Origin of the sequence: Streptomyces sp. CB02058, assembly GCF_001905505.1 — a bacterium.
Taxonomy (GTDB): Bacteria; Actinomycetota; Actinomycetes; order Streptomycetales; family Streptomycetaceae; genus Streptomyces.
Genome location: NZ_LIPG01000001.1, coordinates 427,413 through 451,890, shown reverse-complemented (window position 1 = coordinate 451,890; position 24,478 = coordinate 427,413). Strand labels below are relative to the sequence as shown.

The 24,478-nt window shown below is 69.3% G+C and carries 26 protein-coding genes and 4 tRNA genes; 11 read left to right on the top strand and 19 right to left on the bottom strand.

Annotation, left to right across the window (positions count from 1 at the left end; genetic code table 11):
• Positions 1-98: 98 nt before the first annotated feature.
• The 8 genes from rpoB to AMK10_RS02170 all read right to left on the bottom strand — a co-directional run bounded on the left by rpoB (position 99) and on the right by AMK10_RS02170 (position 8,453).
• On the bottom strand, positions 99-3,584 hold the full coding sequence (gene rpoB / locus AMK10_RS02210; protein ID WP_073744245.1) for a DNA-directed RNA polymerase subunit beta: 3,486 nt from the start codon (positions 3,582-3,584) through the stop codon (positions 99-101).
• A gap of 610 nt (positions 3,585-4,194) precedes the next feature.
• Positions 4,195-4,578 carry a 50S ribosomal protein L7/L12 gene (gene rplL / locus AMK10_RS02200; protein WP_073744243.1) on the bottom strand — a complete coding sequence of 128 codons (384 nt, stop codon included), beginning with the start codon at positions 4,576-4,578 and terminating at the stop codon, positions 4,195-4,197.
• 88 nt (positions 4,579-4,666) lie between these two features.
• The gene (gene rplJ / locus AMK10_RS02195) at positions 4,667-5,230 is read right to left on the bottom strand and encodes a 50S ribosomal protein L10 (protein WP_073744241.1); all 564 of its coding nucleotides are present in this window, start codon (positions 5,228-5,230) and stop codon (positions 4,667-4,669) included.
• Between the two features lie 386 nt (positions 5,231-5,616).
• Positions 5,617-6,339, bottom strand: coding sequence for a 50S ribosomal protein L1 (gene rplA, locus AMK10_RS02190; RefSeq protein ID WP_073744239.1), 723 nt, complete (start codon positions 6,337-6,339; stop codon positions 5,617-5,619).
• A gap of 83 nt (positions 6,340-6,422) precedes the next feature.
• On the bottom strand, positions 6,423-6,857 hold the full coding sequence (rplK, locus tag AMK10_RS02185) for a 50S ribosomal protein L11 (protein ID WP_003967000.1): 435 nt from the start codon (positions 6,855-6,857) through the stop codon (positions 6,423-6,425).
• 179 nt (positions 6,858-7,036) lie between these two features.
• Positions 7,037-7,912: a transcription termination/antitermination protein NusG gene (gene nusG / locus AMK10_RS02180; protein ID WP_073744237.1), complete on the bottom strand. Its 876-nt coding sequence runs from the start codon at positions 7,910-7,912 to the stop codon at positions 7,037-7,039.
• A 74-nt stretch (positions 7,913-7,986) separates the two neighbouring features.
• Positions 7,987-8,274, bottom strand: a complete 288-nt coding sequence (secE, locus tag AMK10_RS02175; protein WP_031096325.1) for a preprotein translocase subunit SecE — start codon at positions 8,272-8,274, stop codon at positions 7,987-7,989.
• Between the two features lie 106 nt (positions 8,275-8,380).
• Positions 8,381-8,453 (bottom strand) — tRNA-Trp (locus AMK10_RS02170).
• A gap of 212 nt (positions 8,454-8,665) precedes the next feature.
• On the opposite strand from AMK10_RS02170, the gene AMK10_RS02165 reads away from it, so the two are divergent.
• Positions 8,666-9,892: a pyridoxal phosphate-dependent aminotransferase gene (locus AMK10_RS02165; RefSeq protein ID WP_073744235.1), complete on the top strand. Its 1,227-nt coding sequence runs from the start codon at positions 8,666-8,668 to the stop codon at positions 9,890-9,892.
• Positions 9,893-10,019: 127 nt separating this feature from the next.
• Positions 10,020-11,033 (top strand): adenosine deaminase, encoded by a 1,014-nt coding sequence (locus AMK10_RS02160; RefSeq protein WP_073744233.1) that lies wholly within the window; start codon positions 10,020-10,022, stop codon positions 11,031-11,033.
• Here AMK10_RS02160 and AMK10_RS02155 read toward each other — a convergent pair.
• The gene (locus AMK10_RS02155) at positions 11,026-11,607 is read right to left on the bottom strand and encodes a TetR/AcrR family transcriptional regulator (protein WP_073744231.1); all 582 of its coding nucleotides are present in this window, start codon (positions 11,605-11,607) and stop codon (positions 11,026-11,028) included. The two genes, AMK10_RS02160 and AMK10_RS02155, sit on opposite strands and share 8 nt — an antisense overlap.
• Before the next feature lie 90 nt (positions 11,608-11,697).
• Between AMK10_RS02155 and AMK10_RS02150 the strand changes: the two genes are divergently transcribed.
• Positions 11,698-12,333, top strand: a complete 636-nt coding sequence (locus AMK10_RS02150) for an NAD(P)-dependent oxidoreductase (protein WP_073744229.1) — start codon at positions 11,698-11,700, stop codon at positions 12,331-12,333.
• Positions 12,334-12,391: 58 nt separating this feature from the next.
• On the opposite strand, the gene AMK10_RS02145 is transcribed toward AMK10_RS02150, so the two are convergent.
• From AMK10_RS02145 to AMK10_RS02120, 6 genes are all read right to left on the bottom strand, one after another.
• Positions 12,392-13,447, bottom strand: coding sequence for a UDP-N-acetylmuramate dehydrogenase (locus AMK10_RS02145; RefSeq protein ID WP_073744227.1), 1,056 nt, complete (start codon positions 13,445-13,447; stop codon positions 12,392-12,394).
• A gap of 247 nt (positions 13,448-13,694) precedes the next feature.
• The gene (locus AMK10_RS02140) at positions 13,695-14,123 is read right to left on the bottom strand and encodes a MaoC family dehydratase (RefSeq protein ID WP_073744225.1); all 429 of its coding nucleotides are present in this window, start codon (positions 14,121-14,123) and stop codon (positions 13,695-13,697) included.
• Complete coding sequence (locus AMK10_RS02135; protein WP_073744223.1) at positions 14,123-14,575, bottom strand: MaoC family dehydratase N-terminal domain-containing protein; 453 nt, start codon at positions 14,573-14,575, stop codon at positions 14,123-14,125. The genes AMK10_RS02140 and AMK10_RS02135 overlap by 1 nt, the downstream gene beginning before the upstream one ends.
• A gap of 101 nt (positions 14,576-14,676) precedes the next feature.
• Positions 14,677-14,841, bottom strand: a complete 165-nt coding sequence (gene rpmG, locus AMK10_RS02130; protein WP_003956487.1) for a 50S ribosomal protein L33 — start codon at positions 14,839-14,841, stop codon at positions 14,677-14,679.
• 88 nt (positions 14,842-14,929) lie between these two features.
• A tRNA-Met gene (locus AMK10_RS02125) sits at positions 14,930-15,002 on the bottom strand.
• Between the two features lie 45 nt (positions 15,003-15,047).
• Positions 15,048-15,120, bottom strand: a tRNA-Thr gene (locus AMK10_RS02120).
• A gap of 285 nt (positions 15,121-15,405) precedes the next feature.
• Between AMK10_RS02120 and AMK10_RS02115 the strand changes: the two genes are divergently transcribed.
• The 6 genes from AMK10_RS02115 to AMK10_RS02090 all read left to right on the top strand — a co-directional run bounded on the left by AMK10_RS02115 (position 15,406) and on the right by AMK10_RS02090 (position 21,268).
• Positions 15,406-16,626 (top strand): hydrolase, encoded by a 1,221-nt coding sequence (locus AMK10_RS02115; RefSeq protein WP_073744221.1) that lies wholly within the window; start codon positions 15,406-15,408, stop codon positions 16,624-16,626.
• Between the two features lie 34 nt (positions 16,627-16,660).
• The gene (locus AMK10_RS02110; protein ID WP_073744219.1) at positions 16,661-17,317 is read left to right on the top strand and encodes an SDR family oxidoreductase; all 657 of its coding nucleotides are present in this window, start codon (positions 16,661-16,663) and stop codon (positions 17,315-17,317) included.
• Between the two features lie 178 nt (positions 17,318-17,495).
• Positions 17,496-18,155, top strand: coding sequence for a DedA family protein (locus AMK10_RS02105; RefSeq protein WP_073744217.1), 660 nt, complete (start codon positions 17,496-17,498; stop codon positions 18,153-18,155).
• Between the two features lie 86 nt (positions 18,156-18,241).
• Complete coding sequence (locus AMK10_RS02100; RefSeq protein WP_073744215.1) at positions 18,242-19,384, top strand: sensor histidine kinase; 1,143 nt, start codon at positions 18,242-18,244, stop codon at positions 19,382-19,384.
• On the top strand, positions 19,375-20,019 hold the full coding sequence (locus AMK10_RS02095; RefSeq protein ID WP_073744213.1) for a response regulator transcription factor: 645 nt from the start codon (positions 19,375-19,377) through the stop codon (positions 20,017-20,019). Before AMK10_RS02100 ends, AMK10_RS02095 begins: the two co-directional genes overlap by 10 nt.
• Before the next feature lie 52 nt (positions 20,020-20,071).
• Positions 20,072-21,268 (top strand): MFS transporter, encoded by a 1,197-nt coding sequence (locus tag AMK10_RS02090; protein ID WP_073744211.1) that lies wholly within the window; start codon positions 20,072-20,074, stop codon positions 21,266-21,268.
• Positions 21,269-21,282: 14 nt separating this feature from the next.
• Here AMK10_RS02090 and AMK10_RS02085 read toward each other — a convergent pair whose 3' ends face one another.
• Complete coding sequence (locus tag AMK10_RS02085; RefSeq protein ID WP_073744209.1) at positions 21,283-21,507, bottom strand: hypothetical protein; 225 nt, start codon at positions 21,505-21,507, stop codon at positions 21,283-21,285.
• A gap of 119 nt (positions 21,508-21,626) precedes the next feature.
• Positions 21,627-22,190 (bottom strand): hypothetical protein, encoded by a 564-nt coding sequence (locus AMK10_RS02080; protein WP_241839461.1) that lies wholly within the window; start codon positions 22,188-22,190, stop codon positions 21,627-21,629.
• 322 nt (positions 22,191-22,512) lie between these two features.
• Between AMK10_RS02080 and AMK10_RS02075 the strand changes: the two genes are divergently transcribed.
• On the top strand, positions 22,513-23,136 hold the full coding sequence (locus AMK10_RS02075) for a hypothetical protein (protein WP_073744207.1): 624 nt from the start codon (positions 22,513-22,515) through the stop codon (positions 23,134-23,136).
• A 223-nt stretch (positions 23,137-23,359) separates the two neighbouring features.
• On the opposite strand, the gene AMK10_RS02070 is transcribed toward AMK10_RS02075, so the two are convergent.
• A tRNA-Tyr gene (locus AMK10_RS02070) sits at positions 23,360-23,441 on the bottom strand.
• Positions 23,442-23,605: 164 nt separating this feature from the next.
• On the opposite strand from AMK10_RS02070, the gene AMK10_RS02065 reads away from it, so the two are divergent.
• Entirely contained in the window at positions 23,606-24,094 is a 489-nt protein-coding gene (locus AMK10_RS02065) for a YajQ family cyclic di-GMP-binding protein (RefSeq protein WP_073744205.1), read from the top strand.
• A gap of 108 nt (positions 24,095-24,202) precedes the next feature.
• Here the strand turns inward: AMK10_RS02065 and AMK10_RS02060 are convergent, their stop codons facing one another.
• Positions 24,203-24,475, bottom strand: a complete 273-nt coding sequence (locus tag AMK10_RS02060; protein WP_073744203.1) for a GlsB/YeaQ/YmgE family stress response membrane protein — start codon at positions 24,473-24,475, stop codon at positions 24,203-24,205.
• Positions 24,476-24,478 lie beyond the last annotated feature (3 nt).

Sequence of the window (24,478 nt, the reverse complement as noted above, 5' to 3'; positions counted from 1 at the left end):
CCCCTCGCTTCACGCGAGAAAACCGGGGCACTTCAGCAATGGTCTGAACGGGTCCGGGGAGAGCCGGCCGGATCACGGAGATCCGGCCGACCAACCCGTCAGACCTCTTCGACGCTGCTCGGCTCGCGCCGGGACAGGTCGATACCGAGCTCCTCCGCCGCGCGGAAGACGTCCTCGTCCGTGTCGCGCATCTCGATGGACATGCCGTCCGAGGACAGCACCTCCACGTTGAGGCAGAGCGACTGCATTTCCTTGATGAGCACCTTGAAGGACTCGGGAATGCCCGGCTCGGGGATGTTCTCGCCCTTGACGATCGCCTCGTAGACCTTCACGCGGCCGGTGACGTCGTCGGACTTGATCGTCAGCAGTTCCTGGAGGGCGTATGCGGCGCCGTAAGCCTCAAGGGCCCACACCTCCATCTCACCGAATCGCTGCCCACCGAACTGCGCCTTACCACCCAGCGGCTGCTGCGTGATCATGGAGTACGGGCCGGTCGAGCGCGCGTGGAGCTTGTCGTCGACCAGGTGGTGCAGCTTGAGGATGTACATGAACCCGACCGAGACCGGGTCCGGGAACGGCTCGCCGGAGCGGCCGTCGAACAGCTGGGCCTTGCCGGAGGGCTGGACCAGCCGGTCGCCGTCGCGGTTCGGGATCGTGGCTCCGAAGAGACCGGAGATCTCGTCCTCGCGCGCACCGTCGAAGACGGGCGTGGCGACGTTGGTGCCGGGGGCGACCTGGTCGGCGCCGATGGCCTGCAGGCGCTTGGCCCACTCGTCACCGAGGCCGGAGACGTCCCAGCCGCGGCTGGCGAGCCAGCCGAGGTGGATCTCCAGGACCTGTCCCGGGTTCATTCGGGACGGGACACCCAGCGGGTTGAGGATGATGTCGACCGGGGTGCCGTCCTCGAGGAACGGCATGTCCTCGATCGGAAGGATCTTGGAGATGACACCCTTGTTGCCGTGACGGCCGGCGAGCTTGTCACCGTCGGTGATCTTGCGCTTCTGCGCGACGTAGACGCGGACCAGCTGGTTCACGCCCGGCGGCAGCTCGTCGCCCTCTTCGCGGTCGAAGACGCGGACGCCGATGACCTTGCCGATCTCACCGTGGGGCACCTTCAGCGAGGTGTCGCGCACCTCGCGCGCCTTCTCACCGAAGATCGCGCGGAGCAGGCGCTCCTCCGGGGTCAGCTCGGTCTCACCCTTGGGCGTGACCTTGCCGACGAGGATGTCGCCGGCGACGACCTCGGCACCGATACGGATGATGCCGCGCTCGTCGAGGTCGGCGAGGACCTCTTCGGAGACGTTCGGGATGTCCCGCGTGATCTCCTCCGGGCCGAGCTTGGTGTCACGGGCGTCGACCTCGTGCTCCTCGATGTGGATCGAGGAGAGGACGTCGTCCTGCACGAGGCGCTGCGACAGGATGATCGCGTCCTCGTAGTTGTGACCCTCCCACGGCATGAACGCCACGAGCAGGTTCTTGCCGAGCGCCATCTCACCGTTCTCGGTGGCCGGCCCGTCGGCGAGGACCTGGCCCTCGATGACCCGGTCGCCCTCGGAGACGACGACCTTCTGGTTGACCGAGGTGCCCTGGTTGGAGCGCGAGAACTTGGCGATGCGGTACGTGGTGTACGTGCCGTCGTCGTTCGTGACGGTGATGTAGTCCGCGGAGACCTCCTGGACCACACCGTCCTTCTCGGCCTTCAGGACGTCACCGGCGTCGGTGGCGCAGCGGTACTCCATGCCGGTGCCGACGAGCGGCGCCTCGCTCTTGATGAGCGGGACGGCCTGGCGCATCATGTTCGCGCCCATGAGGGCACGGTTGGCGTCGTCGTGCTCCAGGAACGGGATCATCGCGGTGGCGACGGACACCATCTGGCGCGGCGAGACGTCCATGTAGTCGACGTCGTCACCGGGGATGTAGTCGACCTCTCCGCCACGACGGCGGACCAGGACGCGCGGCTCCGTGAAGCGCATGTCCTCGGAGAGCGTCGCGTTCGCCTGGGCGATCACGAAGCGGTCTTCCTCGTCGGCGGTGATGTAGTCGACCTCGTCGGTGACCTGGCCGTCGACGACCTTGCGGTACGGCGTCTCGATGAAGCCGAACGCGTTGACGCGGCCGTACGAGGCGAGCGAACCGATCAGACCGATGTTCGGGCCTTCAGGGGTCTCGATCGGGCACATGCGTCCGTAGTGGGACGGGTGCACGTCACGGACCTCGAAGCCGGCCCGCTCACGGGAGAGACCACCCGGGCCGAGAGCCGACAGGCGGCGCTTGTGGGTGAGACCCGACAGCGGGTTGTTCTGGTCCATGAACTGCGACAGCTGGCTGGTGCCGAAGAACTCCTTGATGGAGGCGACGACCGGCCGGATGTTGATCAGGGTCTGCGGCGTGATCGCCTCGACGTCCTGGGTCGTCATGCGCTCGCGCACGACGCGCTCCATACGGGCGAGACCCGTGCGGACCTGGTTCTGGATCAGCTCGCCGACGTTGCGCAGACGACGGTTGCCGAAGTGGTCGATGTCGTCGGTCTCGACGACGATCGTCCGGCCGGACTCGCCGACGGTCTCGAGCTCACCGGCGTGGAGCTTCACCAGGTACTTGATGGTGGCGATGATGTCGTCGCTGGTGAGGACACCGGCGTCGAGCGGCTCGTCGGCGCCGAGCTTCTTGTTCACCTTGTAGCGGCCGACCTTCGCGAGGTCGTAGCGCTTCGGGTTGAAGTAGAGGTTCTCGAGCAGCGTCTGAGCGGCCTCGCGCGTGGGCGGCTCGCCCGGGCGCAGCTTGCGGTAGATGTCGAGCAGCGCGTCGTCCTGGCCCTGGGTGTGGTCCTTCTCCAGGGTGGCGCGCATGGACTCGTACTCGCCGAACTCCTCGAGGATCTGCTCGGTGGTCCAGCCGAGAGCCTTCAGGAGGACGGTGACGGACTGCTTGCGCTTGCGGTCGATGCGGACACCGACCATGTCGCGCTTGTCGATCTCCATCTCCAGCCAGGCACCCCGGGACGGGATGATCTTGGCGGAGAAGATGTCCTTGTCGGACGTCTTGTCGATGGAGGAGTCGAAGTAGACACCCGGCGAGCGCACGAGCTGCGACACGACGACACGCTCGGTGCCGTTGATGACGAAGGTGCCCTTGTTGGTCATGAGCGGGAAGTCGCCCATGAAGACCGTCTGGGACTTGATCTCGCCGGTCTCGTTGTTGGTGAACTCGGCCGTGACGAAGAGCGGCGCGGCGAACGTGAAGTCGCGCTCCTTGCACTCGTCGATCGAGTTCTTGGGGGGCTCGAAGCGGTGGTCGCGGAACGTGAGCGACATCGACCCGGAGAAGTCCTCGATCGGAGAGATCTCCTCGAAGATCTCCTCCAGGCCGGACTTGGTGGGGACGTCTTGTCCGCTGTCCAGAGCAGCCTCGACGCGAGCCTTCCAGGCGGCATTGCCGAGGAGCCAGTCAAAGCTCTCGGTCTGCAGCGCGAGGAGGTTCGGAACCTCGAGGGGCTCCTTGATCTTTGCAAAAGAGATGCGCAGCGGGGCGGTGCTGGCACCGTTGTTCGTATTCGAGGTCGAGGCGTTGCGCGAGGCGGCCAAGAGGGGGTCCTTCCGAGGGCTCGGACTCACTACGCGCGTACCGGCCCCAAGCCGCACACGGAGACAGAAAACCCAAGGTCAGGGAATATCCGGCCATCGGTGCTAAGCGTGGGCATGCCCCTGGTGACGGGCAGGAGGCAGCTAACAGGCAGCGCAAAGGGTCAGTGTAGCCAAGTGGCACACTGATGTCCAGTCGGGGTTCTCAGAGACCCACGTTGCTCTCAACAGCTGTTCTCAACACCTATGAATAGCCCTCGCGCGGTGTGCGCTCTTCTTTACTGCCCTCTTCGCTCTCGATCCATGCCTCGGATGCGGATCGAGATGACGACGCGTCCTGAGAATTGCGCGCCTCGTGCGGTTCGTCAAGGCCCTGAGGCCCCGGCGGACGCCCGGCGATCTTCACCTGCGCCCGGAGGACGCCTGTTGACTGCCCCTGCGCGGCCCGGAGAAACACACGGCGAAGATCACCCTACTCGTCGAGGGCGGAAGATCAAGGCAGCCGCCGGGGGCACGCCAAAGGGCGACCACCCGGATGGGTGATCGCCCTTTGCGATGTGACATCTCAGCCTTGCGGCAGAGAGCGCCGTGCGGAGTCAGATGACTCGCAGGGTCACTTGACCTCGACGGAGGCGCCGGCGGCCTTGAGGGACTCGGCAGCCTTGTCAGCGGCCTCCTTGGCGACCTTCTCGAGGACCGGCTTCGGGGTGCCGTCGACGAGGTCCTTGGCCTCCTTCAGACCCAGGGAGGTCAGCTCACGCACGACCTTGATGACCTGGATCTTCTTCTCGCCGGCGCCGGTGAGGATGACGTCGAACTCGTCCTGCTCGGCCTCGGCCTCGGCCGGGGCACCCGGGGCGCCGGGGGCGGCAACGGCGACGGCCGCGGCGGCGGTGACGTCGAACTTCTCCTCGAAGGCCTTCACGAACTCGGAGAGCTCGATGAGGGTGAGCTCCTCGAACTGGGCGAGCAGGTCTTCCTGGCTGAGCTTCGCCATGATGGCGTCCTTCCACTAATTCGGCAGGTGGTGCCGGATGTATATGTAGGCGGGCGTACGGGCCCGCTGCGAGCCGTGGGGCGGAGTGTTACTCCGCCACCTCGGCCTCGGCGGGAGCCGACGTGTCGGCACCGCCCTGCTCGGCCCTCTTGGCGCGAAGCGCTTCCGCGGTGCGGACGAACTTCGACGGCAGAGCCTGGAAGAGCTGCGCAGCCTGAGTCTGCTTGCCCTTCATGGCGCCGGCCAGCTTGGCGAGCAGAACCTCGCGGGACTCGAGGTCCGCGAGCTTCTTGATCTCATCGGCGGACAGCGCCTTACCGTCAAGGACACCGCCCTTGATGATGAGGTTGGGGTTGTCCTTGGCGAAGTCACGAAGACCCTTCGCCGACTCCACCGGGTCACCGGTGATGAAGGCAACCGCCGTCGGGCCTGCGAACAGGTCGTCCAGCGTGTCGATCCCGGCCTCGTTGGCCGCAATCTTGGTCAGCGTGTTCTTCACCACGGCGTACTGGGCGTTCTCACCGAGCGAACGGCGCAGCTCCTTGAGCTGTGCCACGGTGAGACCCCGGTACTCGGTCAGCACGGCGGCGTTCGAGCCGCGGAACTGGTCCGTCAGCTCGGCTACCGCGGCAGCCTTGTCGGGCCTTGCCATGAGCGTCGGCCTCCTTCCGGGTGATGAGGACCGCTCAGAAGGGGCCGGTAAAGACGAAACGCCCCGGCGCAGGCGCCAGGGCGTAGCTCGACCGAAATGAATTCGGGAGCTTTCCACAGTCACCTGCGCAGGTCGCCCGTTCTCGACGGATCCTTCGGTCACCGATTCCTCTTACGAGTGCACGGCAACGACCAGCGGTCTTTGGCTTCCTGAGGAGCGTACGCGACCGGGGCCGTTCGGAGCAAATCCGTCCCGGTTCGACCGGTCGGAGAGGTTTGAACGCCTCTCGTACGGGTCCGGGGACGAGGACGGGCCCCGCAAAGCCTCTGGGAGGCTGCGGGGCCCGTACCGTGCCGTGACGGCGGCTACCGGGTGAGCGCGGGGGCTCAGACGGCGGCCGGGTCCTCCTCGACGAGGAGGTTGCGCACGCGGTTGGAGTCCAGCGGGATGCCGGGGCCCATCGTCGTGCTCATGGTCGCCTTCTTGATGAAGCGACCCTTCGCGGCGGACGGCTTCAGACGGAGGATCTCCTCCAGGGCGGCGCCGTAGTTCTCGACCAGCTTCGTGTCATCGAAAGAGGTCTTTCCGATGATGAAGTGCAGGTTCGAGTGCTTGTCGACGCGGAACTCGATCTTTCCGCCCTTGATGTCGTTGACAGCCTTGACGACATCGGGGGTGACGGTGCCGGTCTTCGGGTTCGGCATCAGACCACGCGGACCGAGCACGCGGCCGAGGCGGCCGACCTTGCCCATGAGGTCCGGCGTGGCGACGACGGCGTCGAAGTCCAGACGGCCCTTCGCCACCTCGTCGATGAGCTCGTCGGCGCCGACGATGTCGGCGCCCGCGGCTTCCGCGGCCGCAGCACGGTCACCGGTCGCGAAGACCAGGACCCGGGCGGTCTTGCCGGTGCCGTGCGGGAGGTTCACGGTGCCACGGACCATCTGGTCGGCCTTGCGAGGGTCAACACCCAGGCAGAACGCGACCTCGACGGTGCCGTCGAACTTGGTGGCGGCGGTTTCCTTGGCGAGACGGACGGCCTCGAGCGGGGCGTAGGTACGCTCCCGGTCGATCTTCGCGTCCGCAGCGCGGAGGTTCTTGCTGCGCTTCACATCTACTCCTGTGGTTGTTCAGAGTGTGGAGTCGTGGTGCGGACCAGCGCTTGGTCCTACCACTGAGGGGTGACGGGGCTGGATCAGCCTTCGACCGTGATGCCCATGGAACGGGCGGTGCCAGCGATGATCTTCGACGCGGCGTCGAGGTCGTTGGCGTTCAGGTCGGGAAGCTTGGTCGTGGCGATCTCGCGGACCTGGGCAGCCGTCAGCTTGGCGACCTTGGTCTTGTGCGGCTCGCCGGAGCCCTTGTCCACACCCGCGGCCTTGAGGATCAGCTTGGCGGCCGGCGGAGTCTTCGTGACGAAGGTGAAGGAGCGGTCCTCGTAGACCGTGATCTCCACCGGCACGACCATGCCACGCTGCGACTCGGTCGCGGCGTTGTAGGCCTTGCAGAACTCCATGATGTTGACGCCGTGCTGGCCCAGTGCGGGGCCGACCGGCGGCGCCGGGTTGGCCGCACCGGCGTTGATCTGGAGCTTGATAAGCCCCGTGACCTTCTTCTTCTTGGGAGGCATTGCTCTCTCCGGGTCCTAGTGAGAGTGTTTCGCCGCCGATTCCGGTCATCCGGATGGAGGCATACCGCACAACGATAACGGGTATAGCTGCGCGACCAAAAACCGAGCAGGTCAGATCAGCTGCGAAGCCGGTCTGACCTGCTCGGTAGGCATGTGTCCAGAAGCTGGCGGTGAAGCCGTCAGTTCTTCTGGATCTGGTCGAAGCTGAGCTCGACCGGGGTCTCGCGACCGAAGATCTCGACGAGGCCCTTGACCTTCTTCGAGTCGGCGTTGATCTCGTTGATCGTCGCCTGCAGCGTCGCGAAGGGACCGTCGGTGACGGTGACCGAGTCGCCGACCTCGAAGTCCAGCACCTGGACCTCGACCTTGCGGGCGGGAGCCGGCTTGCCCTCGGCCTCGGCCGCCTCGCGGGCCGCCTTCTCCTCGGCCTCGGGGGCGAGCATCTTGACGATCTCGTCCAGGGTCAGCGGGTACGGGTCGTAGGCGTTGCCCACGAAGCCGGTGACACCGGGCGTGTTGCGGACAACACCCCAGGACTCGTTCGTCAGGTCCATGCGCACCAGGACGTAGCCCGGGAGCTTGTTCTGACGGACGTTCTTCCGCTCGCCGTTCTTGATCTGGACGATCTCTTCCTCGGGCACCTCGGCCTGGTAGATGAAGTCCTCGACGTTGAGCGAGACGGCGCGCTGCTCCAGGTTGGCCTTCACGCGCTTCTCGTAACCGGCGTACGTGTGGATGACGTACCACTCGCCGGGCAGACCGCGGAGTTCCTCGCGCAGGGCGGCGACGGCGTCGACGGGGGCGGCCGGCTCGGCCTCCTCCGCGTCCTCGTCGGTCTCGGCCTCGTCGTCCTCGGACTCGCCGCTCTCGGCGTCCTCGTCGGACTCGACGCTCACGGCGTCCTGCTCGGCGGGCTCGCCCGCGGCGGCGTCAGCAGCTTCGACCTGGTCCGGGTCCACGGCATCCGCCGCCTCGACGATGTCGAGCTCGTCCTCGGCGGACTCGACGGCGCTCGCCGTGGGCTCGGCGTCGTCGTTCAGGTTCGGGTCAGACACGATGGCTGCTTCTTCCTGGATACAAATGGGTGGAACATGCGAAAGAGGCGCCGGTGAGGCGCCCTCCGCGGGGATCAGCCGAAGACGTACTTGATGACCCGCGCAAATCCGAAGTCAATCACGGTGACGAGACCGATCATGACGACCACGAACACGATCACCACGGCCGTGTACGTCGAAAGCTGGCTGCGCGTGGGCCAGACGACCTTGCGGAGCTCGGCGACGATCTGGCGGTAGAACAGCGCGAGACGGCCCAGAGGGCCCTTCTTTCCGCGCTTGCCGCCCTTCCGGGTCTTCTTCTTCGACTCGGGGGCTTCGTCCTCGGCATCAGGCATGTCGATGGAGCCCACGGCGTCCGTCACGCTACTCACCTGATTCCGGGTCGTGGCCGTGCCGCGCCCGGTGGAGCCGCACGGCGGTGCATTGAAGTACGTACATGCGCACACATCCTGGCGAAGGAGTGTGTAGCAGGGCCGGAGGGACTTGAACCCCCAACCGCTGGTTTTGGAGACCAGTGCTCTACCAATTGAGCTACGACCCTTTGTGGTTTCCACCAACCTACCGCATGTTCTCCGGTGACCCGGATGGAAAACGGTGCGGCTGATGAAGGCCAACGACAGGTGAGTGTACGTGCTCAGGGGCGCCGCGTCGAACAGACAACAACCGACCGGTCCTGTCCGGATGCTGTCCGAGTGCTGTCCGGTCCCTGAAACCCCTGTGCCGACGGGTTTTCCGGTCTGCGAGCATGGGGGCATGAGCGCTGCAACTTCTCCGTCCGAGCGCCGGGTCTCGGCCCGCATCGGTGCGATCTCCGAGTCCGCCACCCTCGCCGTCGACGCCAAGGCCAAGGCCCTCAAGGCCGCCGGGCGTCCGGTGATCGGCTTCGGCGCCGGCGAGCCCGACTTCCCGACCCCCGGTTACATCGTGGAGGCCGCCGTCGAGGCGTGCCGCAACCCGAAGTACCACCGCTACACCCCGGCGGGCGGGCTCCCCGAGCTCAAGGCCGCCATCGTGGCGAAGACGCTGCGCGACTCCGGCTACGAGATCGACCCCTCCCAGGTCCTGGTGACCAACGGCGGCAAGCAGGCCATCTACGAGGCCTTCGCCGCGGTCCTCGACCCGGGCGACGAGGTCATCGTCCCCGCCCCGTACTGGACGACCTACCCCGAGTCGATCCGTCTGGCCGGCGGTGTCCCGGTCGAGGTCGTGGCCGACGAGACCACCAACTACCGGGTCTCGGTCGAGCAGCTGGAGGCGGCGCGCACCGAGCGCACGAAGGTCGTCCTGTTCGTGTCGCCGTCCAACCCGACGGGCGCCGTCTACAGCGAGGCCGAGACCGAGGCGATCGGCCGCTGGGCCGTCGAGCACGGCCTCTGGGTCATGACCGACGAGATCTACGAGCACCTGGTCTACGGCGGCGCGGCCGCGGCCTCGCTCCCGGCCGTCGTGCCCGAGCTGCGCGACAAGTGCATCGTGGTCAACGGTGTCGCGAAGACGTACGCCATGACCGGCTGGCGGGTGGGCTGGATCATCGGCCCGAAGGACATCGTGAAGGCCGCGACGAACCTCCAGTCGCACGCCACCTCCAACGTCAGCAACGTCGCGCAGGCCGCAGCGCTGGCCGCGGTCTCCGGTTCGCTGGACGCGGTCGCCGAGATGAGGACGGCCTTCGACCGCCGCCGCAAGACGATCGTGCACATGCTGAACGAGATCAACGGCGTGTTCTGCCCCGAGCCGGAGGGCGCGTTCTACGCGTACCCGTCGGTCAAGGGCCTGCTCGGCAAGGAGATCCGCGGCAAGCGCCCGGCGGACTCCGTCGAGCTCGCGGCCCTCATCCTGGACGAGGCCGAGGTCGCGGTCGTGCCCGGCGAGGCCTTCGGTACGCCCGGCTACCTGCGTCTGTCGTACGCCCTGGGCGACGACGACCTCGTCGAGGGCGTCTCGCGGATCCAGAAGCTGCTGGGCGAGGCCCGCGACTGACCAGCTGATCCGCGTACGCGGGTGAGGTGGCTCCCGGCTCCGGCCGGGGGCCACTTTTTTGTTCGAGGGGCAACTCGGATGGGGAACCCGCTACCGCGGCACCCCTCGCGTGCGGCAAGATCCTTCAATGGAGCGTGACGTACGGCTGTTGCCCAAGGCCCATCTGCATCTGCACTTCACCGGGTCGATGCGGCCAACGACGCTGCTCGAACTCGCGGACAAGTACGGGGTGCATCTACCGGACGCGCTGACCGGCGGTGAACCGCCCAAGCTGCGGGCCACCGACGAGCGCGGCTGGTTCCGCTTCCAGCGTCTCTACGACATCGCCAGATCCTGCCTCCGCGCCCCGGAGGACATCCAGCGGCTGGTGCGCGAGACGGCCATGGAGGACGTCGCGGACGGCTCCGGGTGGCTGGAGATCCAGGTCGACCCGACCTCGTACGCCCCGCTGCTCGGCGGGCTCATCCCGGCGATCGAGATCATCCTGGACGCCGTGGACAGCGCGTCCCGCGAGACCGGGCTCGGGATGCGCGTGGTGATCGCGGCGAACCGGATGAAGCACCCGCTGGACGCCCGGACCCTGGCCAGGCTCGCCGTGCGGTACGCCGACCGGGGCGTCATCGGCTTCGGGCTCTCCAACGACGAGCGGCGCGGGATGGCGCGCGACTTCGACCGTGCCTTCGCCATCGCCCGCGAGGGCGGTCTGCTGGCGGCCCCGCACGGGGGCGAGCTATCGGGGCCCTCCAGCATCCGGGACTGCCTGGACGACCTCGACGCGTCCCGTATCGGGCACGGCGTACGGGCGGCGGAGGATCCACGGCTGATGCGCAGGCTCGCGGAGCGGGGCGTGACGTGCGAGGTCTGCCCGGCGTCCAATGTGGCGCTCGGCGTCTACGAGAAGCCCGCCGACGTACCCCTGCGCACTCTGTTCGACGCCGGCGTCCCGATGGCGCTGGGCGCGGACGACCCGCTGCTCTTCGGCTCCCGGCTGGCCGCGCAGTACGACCTCGTACGCCGCCATCACGGCTTCACCGACGAGGAACTGGCCGAGCTGGCCCGGCAGTCCGTGCGGGGGTCGGTGGCCCCCGCCGAGGTGCGGGAGAAGCTGCTCGGCGGGATCGACGCCTGGATCGCTAGCTGATCCCGCCCAGCAGGGTGCGCGCGAGGGAGGCCGCGAAGTCGTCCAGCGACCGCGGTGAGCCGCCCATCTCGTAGGCGAACGCACGCTGCGAGCAGGCCCCCAGGAGCAGCGAGGCGGCCGCGTAGGTGTCGGCCCCGGCTCCGACCCTGCCCGCCTGCTGTTCGGCGCGCAGATAGGCGTCGAGGCCCTCGATCGGCTTGTGCGGTCCGGTGCCCATCTCGCGCATCGCCTCGTCGTGGCGGCGCTTCAGCCGGGGCTCGGCGTAGAGCGAGGCGAGCACGGGGAAGGTCTGCTCGTAGAAGAGCGCGGCCTGGCGGGCGATCTCGCGGAGGTTCTCCTCCAGGTCGCCCTCCCCCGCCTTCAGATCGCCCAGGAGCGGCCCCAGCCGGGGCATCCGTTCGCCGAGGACGGTCACGAAGAGCTCTTCCTTGCTCCGGAAGTACTTGTAGAGCGCCGCCTCCGAGCAGCCGGCGGCCTTGGCGATCTCCTTGGTCGTCACCCGCGCGAGACCGATGCCGAGCATGAGTTCGTGGGCGGCGTCGACGATGCGGACGCGGGCCGGCTTATTTTCCATGCGTGCTCCAACAAGCCTTGACGAGGAGGTGAGTGCCCGCTCACCCTATAGGTGAGTGAATACTCACCCACTGGGGAAGGGGAGTGCGCCATGAGGCTCACCGCGTTCGGAGCGACCGGGGCCATCGGCCAGGAGATCGTGCGCCAGGCGCGCGCGGCGGGGCACGAGGTGACGGCGGTGGTCCGCGATCCCGGCAGGCTGCCGGAGGGCCTGCGGGAGGCGGAGCCGGACGGGATCGTGCGGCTGGACGATCCCGCGGCGGTGCGCGCGGCGGTGGCCGGGCGGGACGCCGTGCTCTCGGGTCTGGGGGCCCGGGGCCGGAAGGCGGGCGACGTCGCCGAGCGGCTCACCGGCCTGGTGCTGGCGGCCATGGAGGCGGAGGGCACCCGGCGGCTGCTGGTCGTGAGCGCGGCGCCCGTCGGTCCCGAGCCGGCGGACGAACCGCTGCTGGACCGGACGGTCCGCAAGGTGATCGGCGCGGTCCTCAAGGAGGTGTACGCCGATCTGACACGCATGGAGGCCGCGTTGGCCGCGAGTGCGACGGACTGGACGTCGGTGCGCCCGCCGAAGCTGACGAACGGCCCGCTGACGGGGACGTACCGGACGGTCGTGGGTGGCACTCCGCGCAGTGGCAGGTCCATCGCGCGGGCCGATGTGGCCCACGCGATGCTGGCGCTGGTCGACGAGCCGGCCTCGGTGAAGCAGGGCGTGGGCGTCGCCTACTGAGGTCCGCTCTGGGCGGCCCGCAGGCCGCCCAGCGGGCCGCCGGGAGCGGCGTACCGCCCTACAGGCTGACGCCGACCGTCACCGGCTCGTTGACGAGGGTGACCCCGAATGCCTCGTGGACCCCGGCGACGACCTCGCGCGCCAGGGCGAGCAGGTCCTCGGTGGTCGCGGCGCCCCTGTTGGTGAGGGCGAGCGTGTGCTTGGTGGAGATCCGGGCGGGGCCGGTCCCGTACCCCTTGGTGAAGCCCGCCTTGTCGATGAGCCAGGCGGCCGAGGTCTTGACCATGCCCTCACCCGCGGGGAACGCGGGGGGCGTGACCTCGGCGCCCAGGCGCTCCCTGGCGCGGGCGAGGAAGGCCGCGTGCCCGGCCTCGTCCAGGATCGGGTTGGTGAAGAAGGACCCGGCCGACCATGTGTCGTGGTCCTCGGGGTCGAGCACCATGCCCTTGCCGGCCCGCAGGCGCAGCACCGTCTCGCGGGCCGCCGCGGCCGGCACCCGGTCGCCCTGTTCGACACCCATGGCGCGGGCGGTCTCCGGATACCGCAGGGGCGCGGACTGCCCGCCCGCGTCCTCCAGTGCGAACCGGACACGGAGCACCACGAAGCGGTCGGGTTCGGCCTTGAAGCGACTGTGGCGGTACGAGAACGCGCACGCCTCGTTGGAGAGCGTGACCGTCTCCTGGGCGAGCCGGTCGTAGGCGACGACCTCCGTGATGACCGAGGACACCTCCTGGCCGTACGCGCCGACGTTCTGGATCGGTGTGGCCCCGGCGGACCCGGGGATTCCGGCCAGGCACTCGATCCCGGCGAGACCCGCCTCGACCGTACGGGCCACGGCGTCGGTCCAGACCTCGCCCGCGGCCAGTTCGAGCGTCGTGCCGGAGAGCTCGAAGCCCTCGGTGGCGATGCGCAGGGCCGTTCCGACGAAGCCCTTGTCGCCGATGACCAGGTTGGAGCCGCCGCCGATGACCAGGAGCGGAGTGCCGCTGTCGTCGGCCTCTCGTACGGCGGCGATCACCTCGGCGTCGGTGGTGGCCGTCAGGAGGCGGTCGGCCGGGCCGCCGAGCCTGAAGGTGGTCAGGGGGGCGAGGGGGGCGTCGTGGAGTTCCTGCACGGGGACAAGAGTACGGTCCCGTGCCCGGTCGCCCGGGCGGGGCGGTGCAGCGCGAAGGGCACTCGGCGGGCCCGCGCGGCGTGGCGGTCGCCGGGCGTGGCCGGGAGCGCGGAGGGCGCTGGGGACGGGCGGGGCAGCGCGAAGGGCACTCGGATATGGAGCCGGGCAGCGCCAAAAGCGCTCGGTCGGAGGCGGGCAGCGCGAAGGGCGCTCCCCCGGGGGGAGCGCCCTTCGGCCTGCGTCGCGTTCAGGCCAGGCGGACGACGGCGCGGGACATGCCCAGCACCTTCTTGCCGTCGCTCATCGCCGTCAGGTCGACCCGCACGAGGTTGTCGTCCAGCTTCGCGGCGACCTTGCCGCTCACCTCGATCAGCGCCCCGGTCTCGTCGTTCGGCACGACGACCGGCTTGGTGAACCGCACCCCGTACTCGACGACGGCGCCCGGGTCGCCCGCCCAGTCCGTGACCACGCGGATCGCCTCGGCCATGGTGAACATGCCGTGCGCGATGACGTCCGGCAGACCGACCTCGCGTGCGAACTTCTCGTTCCAGTGGATCGGGTTGAAGTCGCCGGAAGCGCCCGCGTACTGCACCAGCGTGGCCCGCGTCACCGGAAACGACTGCGCCGGCAGCTCCGTGCCGACCTCGACCGCTCCGTAAGCGATGTTCGCCGTCATCACGCCTCCTCGGCGGCCCGGGCCACCAGCTTCGTCCACGCGGTCACCACGTGTTCACCGGACTCGTCGTGGACCTCGCCGCGGATGTCCAGGATGTCGTTGCCCGCCATCGACTTGACGGCCTCGATGGTCGAGGTGACCGTCAGCCGGTCCCCCGCCCGCACGGGACGCACGTAGGAGAACTTCTGGTCGCCGTGCACCACGCGGCTGTAGTCCAGGCCCAGCTGCGGGTCCTCGATCACCTGTCCAGCGGCCCTGAAGGTGATCGAGAAGACGAATGTGGGCGGGGCGATCACATCCGGGTGCCCCAGAGCCTTGGCGGCTTCCTGATCGACGTACGCGGGATTGGTGTCACCCACCGCCACCGCGAACTCCCGGATCTTCTCCCGGCCGACCTCGTATGCCGGGGTGGGCGGATAGGTCCGCCCCACGAAGGACTGGTCGAGCGCCATGAGCCCGGTACCTCCTGGTGAAAGTCGAATAGGGCTGGGAACCCAATACAACGACACGAGGCCGCCCCCAGTGGGGACGGCCTCGTGCACGAGCCTGTTTTTCAGCGCGTTTCGCGGTGCGCGGTGTGCGAGTTGCAGCGCGGGCAGTGCTTCTTCATCTCAAGACGGTCCGGGTTGTTACGCCGGTTCTTCTTGGTGATGTAGTTCCGCTCCTTGCACTCCACGCAGGCCAGCGTGATCTTCGGGCGGACGTCGGTGGCAGCCACGTGAGTGCTCCTTGGACGGACGATGGACGGATGAACGCATAAAAGAGTAGCCGATCGAAGGACCGACCCCACAATCGGCTACCGTTAGTAGCGGTGACCGGACTTGAACCGGTGACACAGCGATTATGAGCCGCTTGCTCTACCGACTGAGCTACACCGCTTTGATGCCGAGTTTCCCCGCCGAAGCGGGGTCACCCGATCACCAGAGCCCCAATGCGGAATCGAACCGCAGACCTTCTCCTTACCATGGAGACGCTCTACCGACTGAGCTATTGGGGCGAGCGAGGAAGACATTACACGGTCTCTCGCCGATCGCCCAAATCCGTTTCCGCGGCTCCCTCCCGGCCCCCGGCCGCCGCTGCGGACGCCCCCCTGATCAGGCCCTTGATCAGCCCGTACGCCGCCTGTACGGACCACCGCCCCGCGCTCTGCGGACCCCCGCTCCCCGGCCCTCCCGGAGGGCCGCATTCGTACGACTAATGCAGCCCTCCCAGGGGCGTGCCGGACACCCGCCTAGGCTCGGCGCTCCTTGCGCGATCTTGAACCCCTTCCAGGAGCGGCACGATGCCCGACAGTCCCGGCGACGAGGCCACGCTCCTGCTCCACGGAGCCAGGCTCGCGGACGGGCGCACCGTCGACGTACGGATCGGCGGCCCACGGATCGAGGCGGTCGGTACGGCGGGCAGCCTCACCACCCGGGGGAACCGCCTGGACCTGCGCGGCTGGCTGCTGCTGCCCGCCCCCGCCGAGGCCCACGCCCATGCCGACACGGCGCTCACCGCGGCCGCCGGGGGCCCGGAGTCCCACCACCCCGACGACGTCAGGCGCCGCGCCACCGAGGCCGCACTGCTCCAGCTCAGCCACGGCGCCACGGCGCTGCGGGCCCATGTGCGCGTCGGCGGCGTACACGGCCTCGGCTCCCTCGAAGCGGTGCTGGACGCGCGTGGGGCCCTGCGGGGTCTCGCCGATCTGAGGGTCGTCGCCGTGCCCCGGCTGCTGACCGGCGCCGCGGGCGCCGACGGTCTCGCCGCGCTCCGGGACGCGGTGGAGATGGGCGCGGACGTCGTCGGGGGCTGCCCCGACCTCGATCCCGACCCTGCCGGGCACACCGAAGCCGTGCTGGACGTCGCCGCCGCCCACGGCCGGTCCGTCGATCTGCACACGGACGGTGGCGACCCCGCGCGGCTGGCCCGGCTCGCCGCCATGGCCGGCGGTCTCCGGCCCGGCGTCTGCCTCGGCCCCTGTGCGGGCCTCTCACGGCTTCCGGAGGCCGAGGCGGCCCGAACGGCCGACCGGCTCGCCGCCGCGGCCGTCACGGTGGTCTGCCTGCCCCAGGGCGGCTGCTCGGGGGCGCGCCTGCGGGGGACCCCGCCGGTACGGCTGCTGCGGGCCGCCGGGGTGCGGGTGGCGGCGGGCAGCGGCGCGCTGCGCGACGCCTCCAGCCCGGCCGGCCGGGGCGACCCGCTGGAGGCCGCCTTCCTGCTGGCCGCGCAGCAGGGCCTCGCCCCGCACGACGCCTACGAGGCCGTCTCCGGGGCCGCCAGGGCGGCTCTGGGCCTGCCGGAGGTGCGGATCGAGGCCGGCTTCCCCGCCGAGCTGCTCGCGGTGCGTGGGGACCAGCTGGCCGGGGCGCTCTCACTGGCGTACAGCAGGATCGTGGTGCACCGGGGCCGGGTCGTCGCGCGGACCAGCGCCGTACGCGAGTACTGCGACTCCGGGGCCTCCGAAGCCCTGGACCTCCCCCGCCAGGGGCGCACCGATTCCGGCCCCGGCGGCGGGCCTTGAGCACGAGGGCCGCGTCCGGCGTACGGTCGGAAGCATGCGCATTGTCATTGCAGGTGGACATGGTCAGATCGCGCTGCGGCTGGAGCGGCTGCTCGCCGCGCGCGGTGACGAAGCGGTGGGCGTCATCCGCAATCCGCAGCAGAGTGAGGACCTCCGGGCCGCAGGGGCCGAACCCGCCGTCCTGGACCTCGAATCGGCGTCCGTGGAGGACGTGGCGGAGCTGCTGCGCGGAGCGGACGCGGCGGTCTTCGCAGCCGGTGCCGGCCCGAACAGCGGCTCGGCACGCAAGGACACGGTGGACCGGGGAGCGGCGGTGCTCTTCGCGGACGCGGCGGAGCGGGCCGGGGTGCGGCGCTATGTCGTGGTGTCCTCCATGGGGGCCGACCCCGAGCACCCCGGCGACGAGGTCTTCGACGTCTACCAGCGCGCCAAGGGCGAGGCGGACGCGAACGTACGCGCCCGGAGCGGCCTGGACTGGACGGTCCTGCGCCCCGGAATGCTCACGAACGACGCGGGCACGGGCCAGGTCCTGCTGGCGGCGTCGACGGGCCGTGGCCCGATCCCCCGCGACGACGTGGCGGCGGTGCTGCTGGAACTGCTGGACACCCCGGCGACGGCGGGTCTCACGCTCGAACTGATCAGCGGGAGCAAGCCGGTGGCGGTCGCGGTGAAGGACATCGCGGGGAACTGAGAGCGGGGCTGCCGGGCCGTGTCCCCACGGGTGCGGTTTTCCGCAGGCGGGGTCTGCGGAAAACCGCAGCGGACCGGACGGCCATCCGCATACCGGCCGTCGAGCTGCGGTTTCTAACGTGGAAGGGTGATCGGGGTGCACGCCCCGGGCGTAACGACCCACCGCCTTGGAGACTCACATGCATCTCACGTACTCGGCTTCGCCGCAGGAAGCCTCGGGCATCGCGGGCTGGGCGACGGAGCTCGTCGAGACCATGGGCGGTCCCGGAGCGGGTCTGGCCATCGCGCTGGAGAACCTGTTCCCGCCGCTGCCGAGCGAAGTGATCCTGCCCCTGACCGGCTTCGCCGCCGGGCAGGGGGTCCTCAGCCTGGCTTCCGCGCTGTTCTGGACCACACTCGGCTCGGTCGTGGGGGCGGTGGCCCTCTACTGGATCGGCGCGGCGTTCGGCCGTGAACGCATGCACACCGTCTGGGGGAAGTTGCCGCTGGTGAAGGCCTCCGATCTGGTGCGGACGGAGGAGTGGTTCGCGAAGCACGGCACCAAGGCGGTCTTCTTCGGCCGCATGGTGCCGATCTTCCGCAGCCTCATCTCCGTCCCCGCCGGAGTGGAGCGCATGCCCCTGCACGTCTTCGTCGCGCTGACTACGCTCGGCAGCCTGATCTGGAACTCGGTCCTGGTGATGGCGGGTTACTGGCTCGGCGACCGGTGGGAGACGGTGGGGACCTACGTCGGGTTCGCGTCCAAGGCCGTGCTGGCCCTGGCGGTCCTGGCCGTCGTCGCATACGTCGCGTCGAGGCTGCGCTCCAGCAGCCGGGCCCGGCACCGCCGCGATTCATGACCCGCTCCGGGGACCTCCGGACGGCGGCCCCGCGCCCGCCCGATCGATCTTGCCGGGACCCCGCCTCCGCACTAGGCTCCGCCGTCGTGGGGGGTCGGACATTCACCTGGTTACGCCGGGGCCTGGGCACGATCCTCGGGTGCGCGACCGCCCTGGCCGGACTCCTCTACTTCCTCGTGGCCGGCACCGCTCTCCTCCCCTTCCTGCTGTGGCCTCCCGGCCGGGCCCGCGCCCTCGGCGTCATCGTGGCGGGAGCCCTGCGGCTTACGGGCGTGGAACGGGCCCGGAGGTCCTTCTTCTTCGACGACCGCTTCCCCGAGCACTACGAGGCGTCCGGCCGGAAGGTCCTCCGCCACCTCGCGATCCGCAGCTGCGCCGGCCTGTTGTGCGCCCTCGTGATCGGGCTGCTGGGTTTTGGTGCCGTCCTTGCGGCGCTGCTGTCCAGGGGGGCGGTCCAGGGCTCGCTCGGGTGGGACGAACTGCTGGTGCAGGCAGTCCTCGGCGGGGTGCTGCTCTTTCTCGACCTGCAAGGGCTCCGTTCGCTCGTCGCCCTGGACTCCCGGCTCGCCCGCGAGTACTTCGGCCCCTCCGAGCAGGAGCTGCTGCGCCGGCGCATCGACGAACTGTCCAGCAGCCGGGCGGCGGTCCTGCGGGCGGTGGACGCCGAACGCCGGCGCATCGAGCGGGACATCCATGACGGGATCCAGCAGCGGCTGGTGGCGCTGGCCATGCTGCTCGGCCGGGCACGCAGGGGGCGCGAGCCCGAGCAGACGGAGGCTCTGCTGCTCCAGGCACACCAGGAGTCCAGGGACGTACTCGCGGAACTGCGCGAAGTGGCCTGGCGGGTCTATCCGTCGGCGCTCGACAGCCTGGGTCTCGAAGAGGCCCTGAGAGGGGTGTCCGAGCGGTGTTCCATACCCGTCCGTACTGTGTTCGACGTCAGCCGGCCCCTGCCACGGCCGGTGGAGACCGCCGCGTACTTCGTGGTGTCGGAGTGCGTGACCAACGCGGCCAAACACTCCGGAGCCACGGCGGTGTCCGTACACGTGGTGCTGGACGGCGGGGTGCTCACGGTGCGCACCCAGGACAACGGCAGGGGCGGCGCGGATCCCGCGGGCATCGGGCTCAGCGGCCTGCGCAGCAGGGTGGACGCGCTGGACGGCACCCTGCACATCGACAGCCCCGAGGGGGGACCCACCATGGTGACCGCGGAGCTTCCATGCGCCTGATGCTCGCCGAGGACTCGACGCTGCTGCGGGAGGGCCTGGTACGGCTCCTCGTCGAGGAGGGGCACGAGGTCCTGGCATCGTTCGGGGAAGCGGCCCCGCTGCTGAAGGAGATGGAGACGCGGCGGCCGGACATCGTCGTCCTCGACATCAGGATGCCTCCCACGCACACCACCGAGGGGCTGCTCGCGGCGCTGGAGATCCGCGAGCGCTGGCCGGAAACCGGCGTACTGGTCCTCTCCCAGCACATAGAACGCCACTACGCGGCCCGGTTGCTGGCCTTCAGCGCGGAACGCGTGGGGTATCTCCTCAAGGACCGGGTCGCGCAGGTCGACGAGTTCCTGGACGCGTTGGAGCGTATCCAGGCGGGTGGCGCCGCCATCGATCCCGAGGTGGTCCGGCAACTGGTCATCCGCTCCACACACGGGGATCCCCTGGCGCGCCTCACGCCCCGCGAACGCAGTGTGCTCGAGCACCTGGCCCAAGGGCTCACCAACACGGCGATCGCGAAGCAACTGCACATCTCCGTCAGTGCGGTGGAGAAGAACCTCAACGCCATCTTCGACAAGCTGGAGCTGTCGCACACCACCGGTCACAGCCGGCGGATCCTCGCGGTCCTGAGGTACCTGGAGTCCTAGGCCCGCGAGGCGTTACGGCTCGCCGGAACGCTCGCGGGATAGCGTCGGCCGCATGGACGGTGGCCTTGCACGCCGAGGGTGGCTCCCCTGTTACGCGGGCGGGGCGGTCTTCGCCGTGTGCATGGCCGGGACCACCCTGCCGACGCCTCTCTACAGCCTCTACCAGGACAAGCTCGGCTTTTCCGAGCTGACGGTGACCGTCGTGTACGCCGTGTACGCCTTCGGCGTCATCGGGGTGCTCCTGCTGGCGGGCAACGCCTCCGACGCGGTGGGCCGACGCCCGGTGCTGCTCTGGGGCCTGGTGTGCGCGGCGGCGAGCGCCGTCTGCTTCCTGTGCGCCACGGCCCTGGGCTGGCTCTACGCGGGACGGCTGCTGTCGGGACTGTCGGCCGGGCTGTTCACCGGGGCGGCCACGGCGTACGTGATGGAGCTGGCGCCCGGCAAGGGCTCGCCCAGGGCCTCGTTCGTCGCGACGGCCGCCAACATGGGCGGCCTGGGCTGCGGCCCGCTGCTCGCCGGGCTCCTCGCGCAGTACGCCCCCTGGCCGCTGTACCTGCCGTTCCTCGTGCACCTGGCGCTGCTGGCGGCCTCGGCTGCCGTCCTGCTGGCGCTGAGGGAGACCGTGCGCGAGCGACGGCCCCTCGCCACCGTCCGCCCGCAGCGTCCCGGACTGCCGCCGGAGGTGCGCGCGGTGTTCCGACCGGCGGCGCTCGCCTCGTTCGTGGGGTTCGCGCTGTTCGGCGTGTTCACCTCGGTCAGCCCGGCGTTCCTCGCCCAGTTCCTGGACGTGGACAACCACGCCGTGGGCGGGCTGATCGTCGCACTGGCTTTCTTCGCCTCGATCGCCGGACAGTCGGCGGTCGGCAGGATCGGCGAGAGCCGGTCCCTCCCCCTGGGCTGCGCGGGCCTTCTCGCCGGACTCGCCCTGCTGGCCGCCGCGCTGTGGTGGCAGCTGCTGCCCCTGGTCGTACTGAGCGCGCTCCTGGGCGGCGCAGGCCAGGGCCTGGCCTTCCGGGCGGCCCTGGCCCAGGTGGCCGCGGCCTCACCCGGTGACCGGCGGGCGGCGGTGATCTCGACGCTGTTCGTGGTGGCGTACGCGGGCATCTCGCTGCCCGTGATCGGTGTCGGCATCCTCTCGGTCCACATCGGTCTCCAGGACGCGGGGCTGGTGTTCATCGCCTGCATGGCGGTCCTGGTCACCTGCGCCGGTGCGTACCTGCTGAGGCGCCCGGCCGGGGTTCGGGCGTAGGCGGCCCGGTCCGGCTAGACCTCACGCTCCGTGGGAATGCCGTCGATCTCTTCCTCGTCACGGCCGTCACCGGTGTCGAGCACGAGTCCTGTGGTCCGGACGGTGAGCCCCGAAGGCTGCTTCGCCGGCTTCGGCTTCTCACCCTCGTGCCCGCTGCGACGCTCCTTCTCGTCCCGGCCCTGATCCGCGTCCCGGCGGCTTCGCCCCGGCTCGTCCGGCGACGGGTTGTCCCTGTTCATGGCGCTCCTCGACCTGCCTGATGGGAACCAGCGTTACGACCAGGCTGGCACGAGGCCGAGCAGCCCGCACGCACAGCGCGGTCGTACTTCGCCACACCTGCGCCCAGCCCTACGAAGCCCTACGAACCGGCCTGGTAGGTCTCGGAGCGCTCGGACGGTACCGGCACCCCCGAACCAACCCCCAGGTCCTTCCGCATGGCTGCCTGCATCTCGGTGATCTCACCCCAGACGCCCAGAACGAAGTCATACAGGTCCTGCCACGCGGCCTCACTCGCTCCATCACCCTCGGTATGGCGGTCGAGGCGCTTGCGCGCGTCCGCCAGCGCGATGCGTACCCGGTTCGCCGCATCCAGGACGTGGTCAGGAATCAGCATCTGCGCCTGGGCGAAGTCCGCCTGGAACGCCTGGCGGGCTTGCTCCGTCTGTTCTCCGGTGCTGCCGCCCGCCCGCAGGGCGTGCACATCCTCCATGAGCAGGAGGCGCCACAGCCTGGCGCTGCTGTTCAGAGCGATATAGGCCGCCCGGCGGCGCTCCAGGTCGGCCGTTGCCGCCTCTTCTTCCCGTGTGAGGGCGCTCGCTCGCTGCTGCAGGTCGAACTCCTGCAGACGGACGCGTGCGCTCACCCAGTTCGTGGTGAGCGGGGCGAGCAGGGTGCCCACCACGCCGACCAGGGCGACCAGCACTGTTGCCACACCTGTGTTCACGGCTCCCCCAAGTCGTCAGGCTGATCCGGCGCGTACTCCCGGAGCGTCGCGACGGGACGGCCTGTAGCCGTCCCCCGCTCGACGTGGCCCCTGGCCGAATCATCGTCAGCAGTCCGGCCGACGACAAGAGTGGAGCAACGTCACGGACCGCCGGCACCCAGCCAACGCGGGTGCCGGCTGAACGATCCCTGCGACGGGGTACACCTGGGGGAAGGCGTGTTGCCCGAGAGGCTGTCTTCAGCCGGCGCGAAGCCAGAAGAATTCCTTCGCCCGCCTCACGCCCGCGGAGAACAATGCCGGGATGGGGACAGACATACACGGCTTCATCGAGTGCCGCTGGGATCGCTGGCTGGACGAGGACGATCGCGAGTGGTTCGCGGCCATCGACCTCTCGCACCTCTACAACGGACGCGACTACGTCGCCTTCGGCTCCCTGTTCGGGGTACGCGACACCAGCTCGTTCCGCGCGCTCGCCGATCACCGAGGCCTCCCCCACGACGTGTCGAAAGAGGTCCTCGCCGACTTCGCACCATGGAGCAGCGACCTGCACGGCGAGTCCTGGATCACCTGGGCGGAGCTGGGAGCGGCCGACTGGGACGAAGTGGCGAACGAGGTCGACGGCTGTGTTCACGAGTACCGCCGGAACCCTGACGGCGGCTGGACGATGCACGGACGGAACTCCGGCCTCGCCCGCTTCGCCGAACTGTCCGGCCTCACGGACACTCTGCAGCTCCACCGCGCGGGCAGCCACTTTCCCGAGAACACCGAGTGGCCCGACGGCGACCGGCTCTTCCGCGTCGGCCGCCTGCGGCGAAAGGACGCCGTGCCCGACAGCGAGTGGGGTGCCGTCTGGTCGGTCATGCACACGTTGGCGAAGCTGCACGGCGACGAGGGGGTCCGCCTGGTCGTCTACTTCGACGGCTGACCCGGCCAGAACCGTTCCCGACGGCGGTACGCCGTCGGGACGTACGCGCCGGGGTGGAGTGGAACGAGCCGAAATGAGCCCGTCTCCGGGGGACAGATGGGGACGGGCTCACGTCAGGGTCGGATTCGGGGGCCGATCGGCGCCTTCTGTGGTCACACTTACACACACGCAGAAACCCCGCCCGACCTGCGGTTAAGCAGATCGGACGGGGTTTCCCGTCCTGTGGCGGCGCCAGGGTTCGAACCTGGGTAGGCTGAGCCGGCAGATTTACAGTCTGCTCCCTTTGGCCACTCGGGCACACCGCCTGGAACGACGCGTCGGATCCCTGTTCGGGGCTCCTTGGCGACGACGTAAACGATACCTGATGCCCAGGGGTGCTCCGCCACCTGGTTGATCAGCGCCGGGGGCGGGCGGGGGTGGCTAGGCTTTGTGCCGTACCCAACGCATACGACGCAAGGAGCCACACGTCATGGCCGACTCCAGTTTCGACATCGTCTCGAAGGTCGAGCGGCAGGAGGTCGACAACGCCCTCAACCAGGCCGCCAAGGAGATCTCCCAGCGCTACGACTTCAAGGGCACGGGCGCGTCGATCTCCTGGTCCGGCGAGAAGATCCTGATGGAGGCGAACGGCGAGGAGCGGGTCAAGGCGATCCTCGACATCTTCCAGTCCAAGCTGATCAAGCGCGGGATCTCCCTGAAGTCGCTGGACGCGGGTGAGCCGCAGCTCTCCGGCAAGGAGTACAAGATCTTCGCCACGATCGAGGAGGGCATCTCCCAGGAGAACGCCAAGAAGGTGGCGAAGATCATCCGCGATGAGGGCCCGAAGGGCGTCAAGGCGCAGGTCCAGGGCGACGAGCTGCGTGTCAGCTCCAAGAGCCGGGACGACCTTCAGGCGGTGCAGGCGCTGATCAAGGGCAAGGACCTCGACTTCGCGGTGCAGTTCGCCAACTACCGGTAGGCGGTTCGCTGCTGTGTGCAGCGGGTCGCGGCGGGGCGGGGTGTGCCGGTCGGCATGGCCCGCCCCGTAGCCGTTTCCGCGGGCGTGTCCGGAAGGGCTGTGCCGTGCTCAGCGGCGTTCGCGGGAGTTGCCGAAGAGCAGCCGGTAGGCGATCAGCAGGACGAGGGATCCCGCGATGGCGGCCACCCAGGTCGCCGCGTCGAAGAAGTCCGTGCTGATGGGGCGGTCCAGGAAGCGCGACGACAGCCAGCCGCCGAGGAAGGCACCCACGATGCCTATCAGGGTGGTGCCGATGATGCCTCCGGGATCGCGGCCCGGTAGGAGGATTTTGGCGATGGCGCCGGCCAGCAGCCCAAGGACGATCCAGCTGATGATGCTCATGTT

Coding starts and splice junctions, on each gene's coding strand:
- rplL (WP_073744243.1), bottom strand. CDS start 4,578: ATGGCGAAGCTCAGCCAGGAAGACCTGCTCGCCCAGTTCGAGGAGCTC.
- rplJ (WP_073744241.1), bottom strand. CDS start 5,230: ATGGCAAGGCCCGACAAGGCTGCCGCGGTAGCCGAGCTGACGGACCAG.
- rplK (WP_003967000.1), bottom strand. CDS start 6,857: ATGCCTCCCAAGAAGAAGAAGGTCACGGGGCTTATCAAGCTCCAGATC.
- AMK10_RS02165 (WP_073744235.1), top strand. CDS start 8,666: ATGAGCGCTGCAACTTCTCCGTCCGAGCGCCGGGTCTCGGCCCGCATC.
- AMK10_RS02160 (WP_073744233.1), top strand. CDS start 10,020: ATGGAGCGTGACGTACGGCTGTTGCCCAAGGCCCATCTGCATCTGCAC.
- AMK10_RS02155 (WP_073744231.1), bottom strand. CDS start 11,607: ATGGAAAATAAGCCGGCCCGCGTCCGCATCGTCGACGCCGCCCACGAA.
- AMK10_RS02150 (WP_073744229.1), top strand. CDS start 11,698: ATGAGGCTCACCGCGTTCGGAGCGACCGGGGCCATCGGCCAGGAGATC.
- AMK10_RS02140 (WP_073744225.1), bottom strand. CDS start 14,123: ATGACGGCGAACATCGCTTACGGAGCGGTCGAGGTCGGCACGGAGCTG.
- AMK10_RS02135 (WP_073744223.1), bottom strand. CDS start 14,575: ATGGCGCTCGACCAGTCCTTCGTGGGGCGGACCTATCCGCCCACCCCG.
- AMK10_RS02115 (WP_073744221.1), top strand. CDS start 15,406: ATGCCCGACAGTCCCGGCGACGAGGCCACGCTCCTGCTCCACGGAGCC.
- AMK10_RS02110 (WP_073744219.1), top strand. CDS start 16,661: ATGCGCATTGTCATTGCAGGTGGACATGGTCAGATCGCGCTGCGGCTG.
- AMK10_RS02105 (WP_073744217.1), top strand. CDS start 17,496: ATGCATCTCACGTACTCGGCTTCGCCGCAGGAAGCCTCGGGCATCGCG.
- AMK10_RS02095 (WP_073744213.1), top strand. CDS start 19,375: ATGCGCCTGATGCTCGCCGAGGACTCGACGCTGCTGCGGGAGGGCCTG.
- AMK10_RS02090 (WP_073744211.1), top strand. CDS start 20,072: ATGGACGGTGGCCTTGCACGCCGAGGGTGGCTCCCCTGTTACGCGGGC.
- AMK10_RS02085 (WP_073744209.1), bottom strand. CDS start 21,507: ATGAACAGGGACAACCCGTCGCCGGACGAGCCGGGGCGAAGCCGCCGG.
- AMK10_RS02075 (WP_073744207.1), top strand. CDS start 22,513: ATGGGGACAGACATACACGGCTTCATCGAGTGCCGCTGGGATCGCTGG.
- AMK10_RS02065 (WP_073744205.1), top strand. CDS start 23,606: ATGGCCGACTCCAGTTTCGACATCGTCTCGAAGGTCGAGCGGCAGGAG.
- AMK10_RS02060 (WP_073744203.1), bottom strand. CDS start 24,475: ATGAGCATCATCAGCTGGATCGTCCTTGGGCTGCTGGCCGGCGCCATC.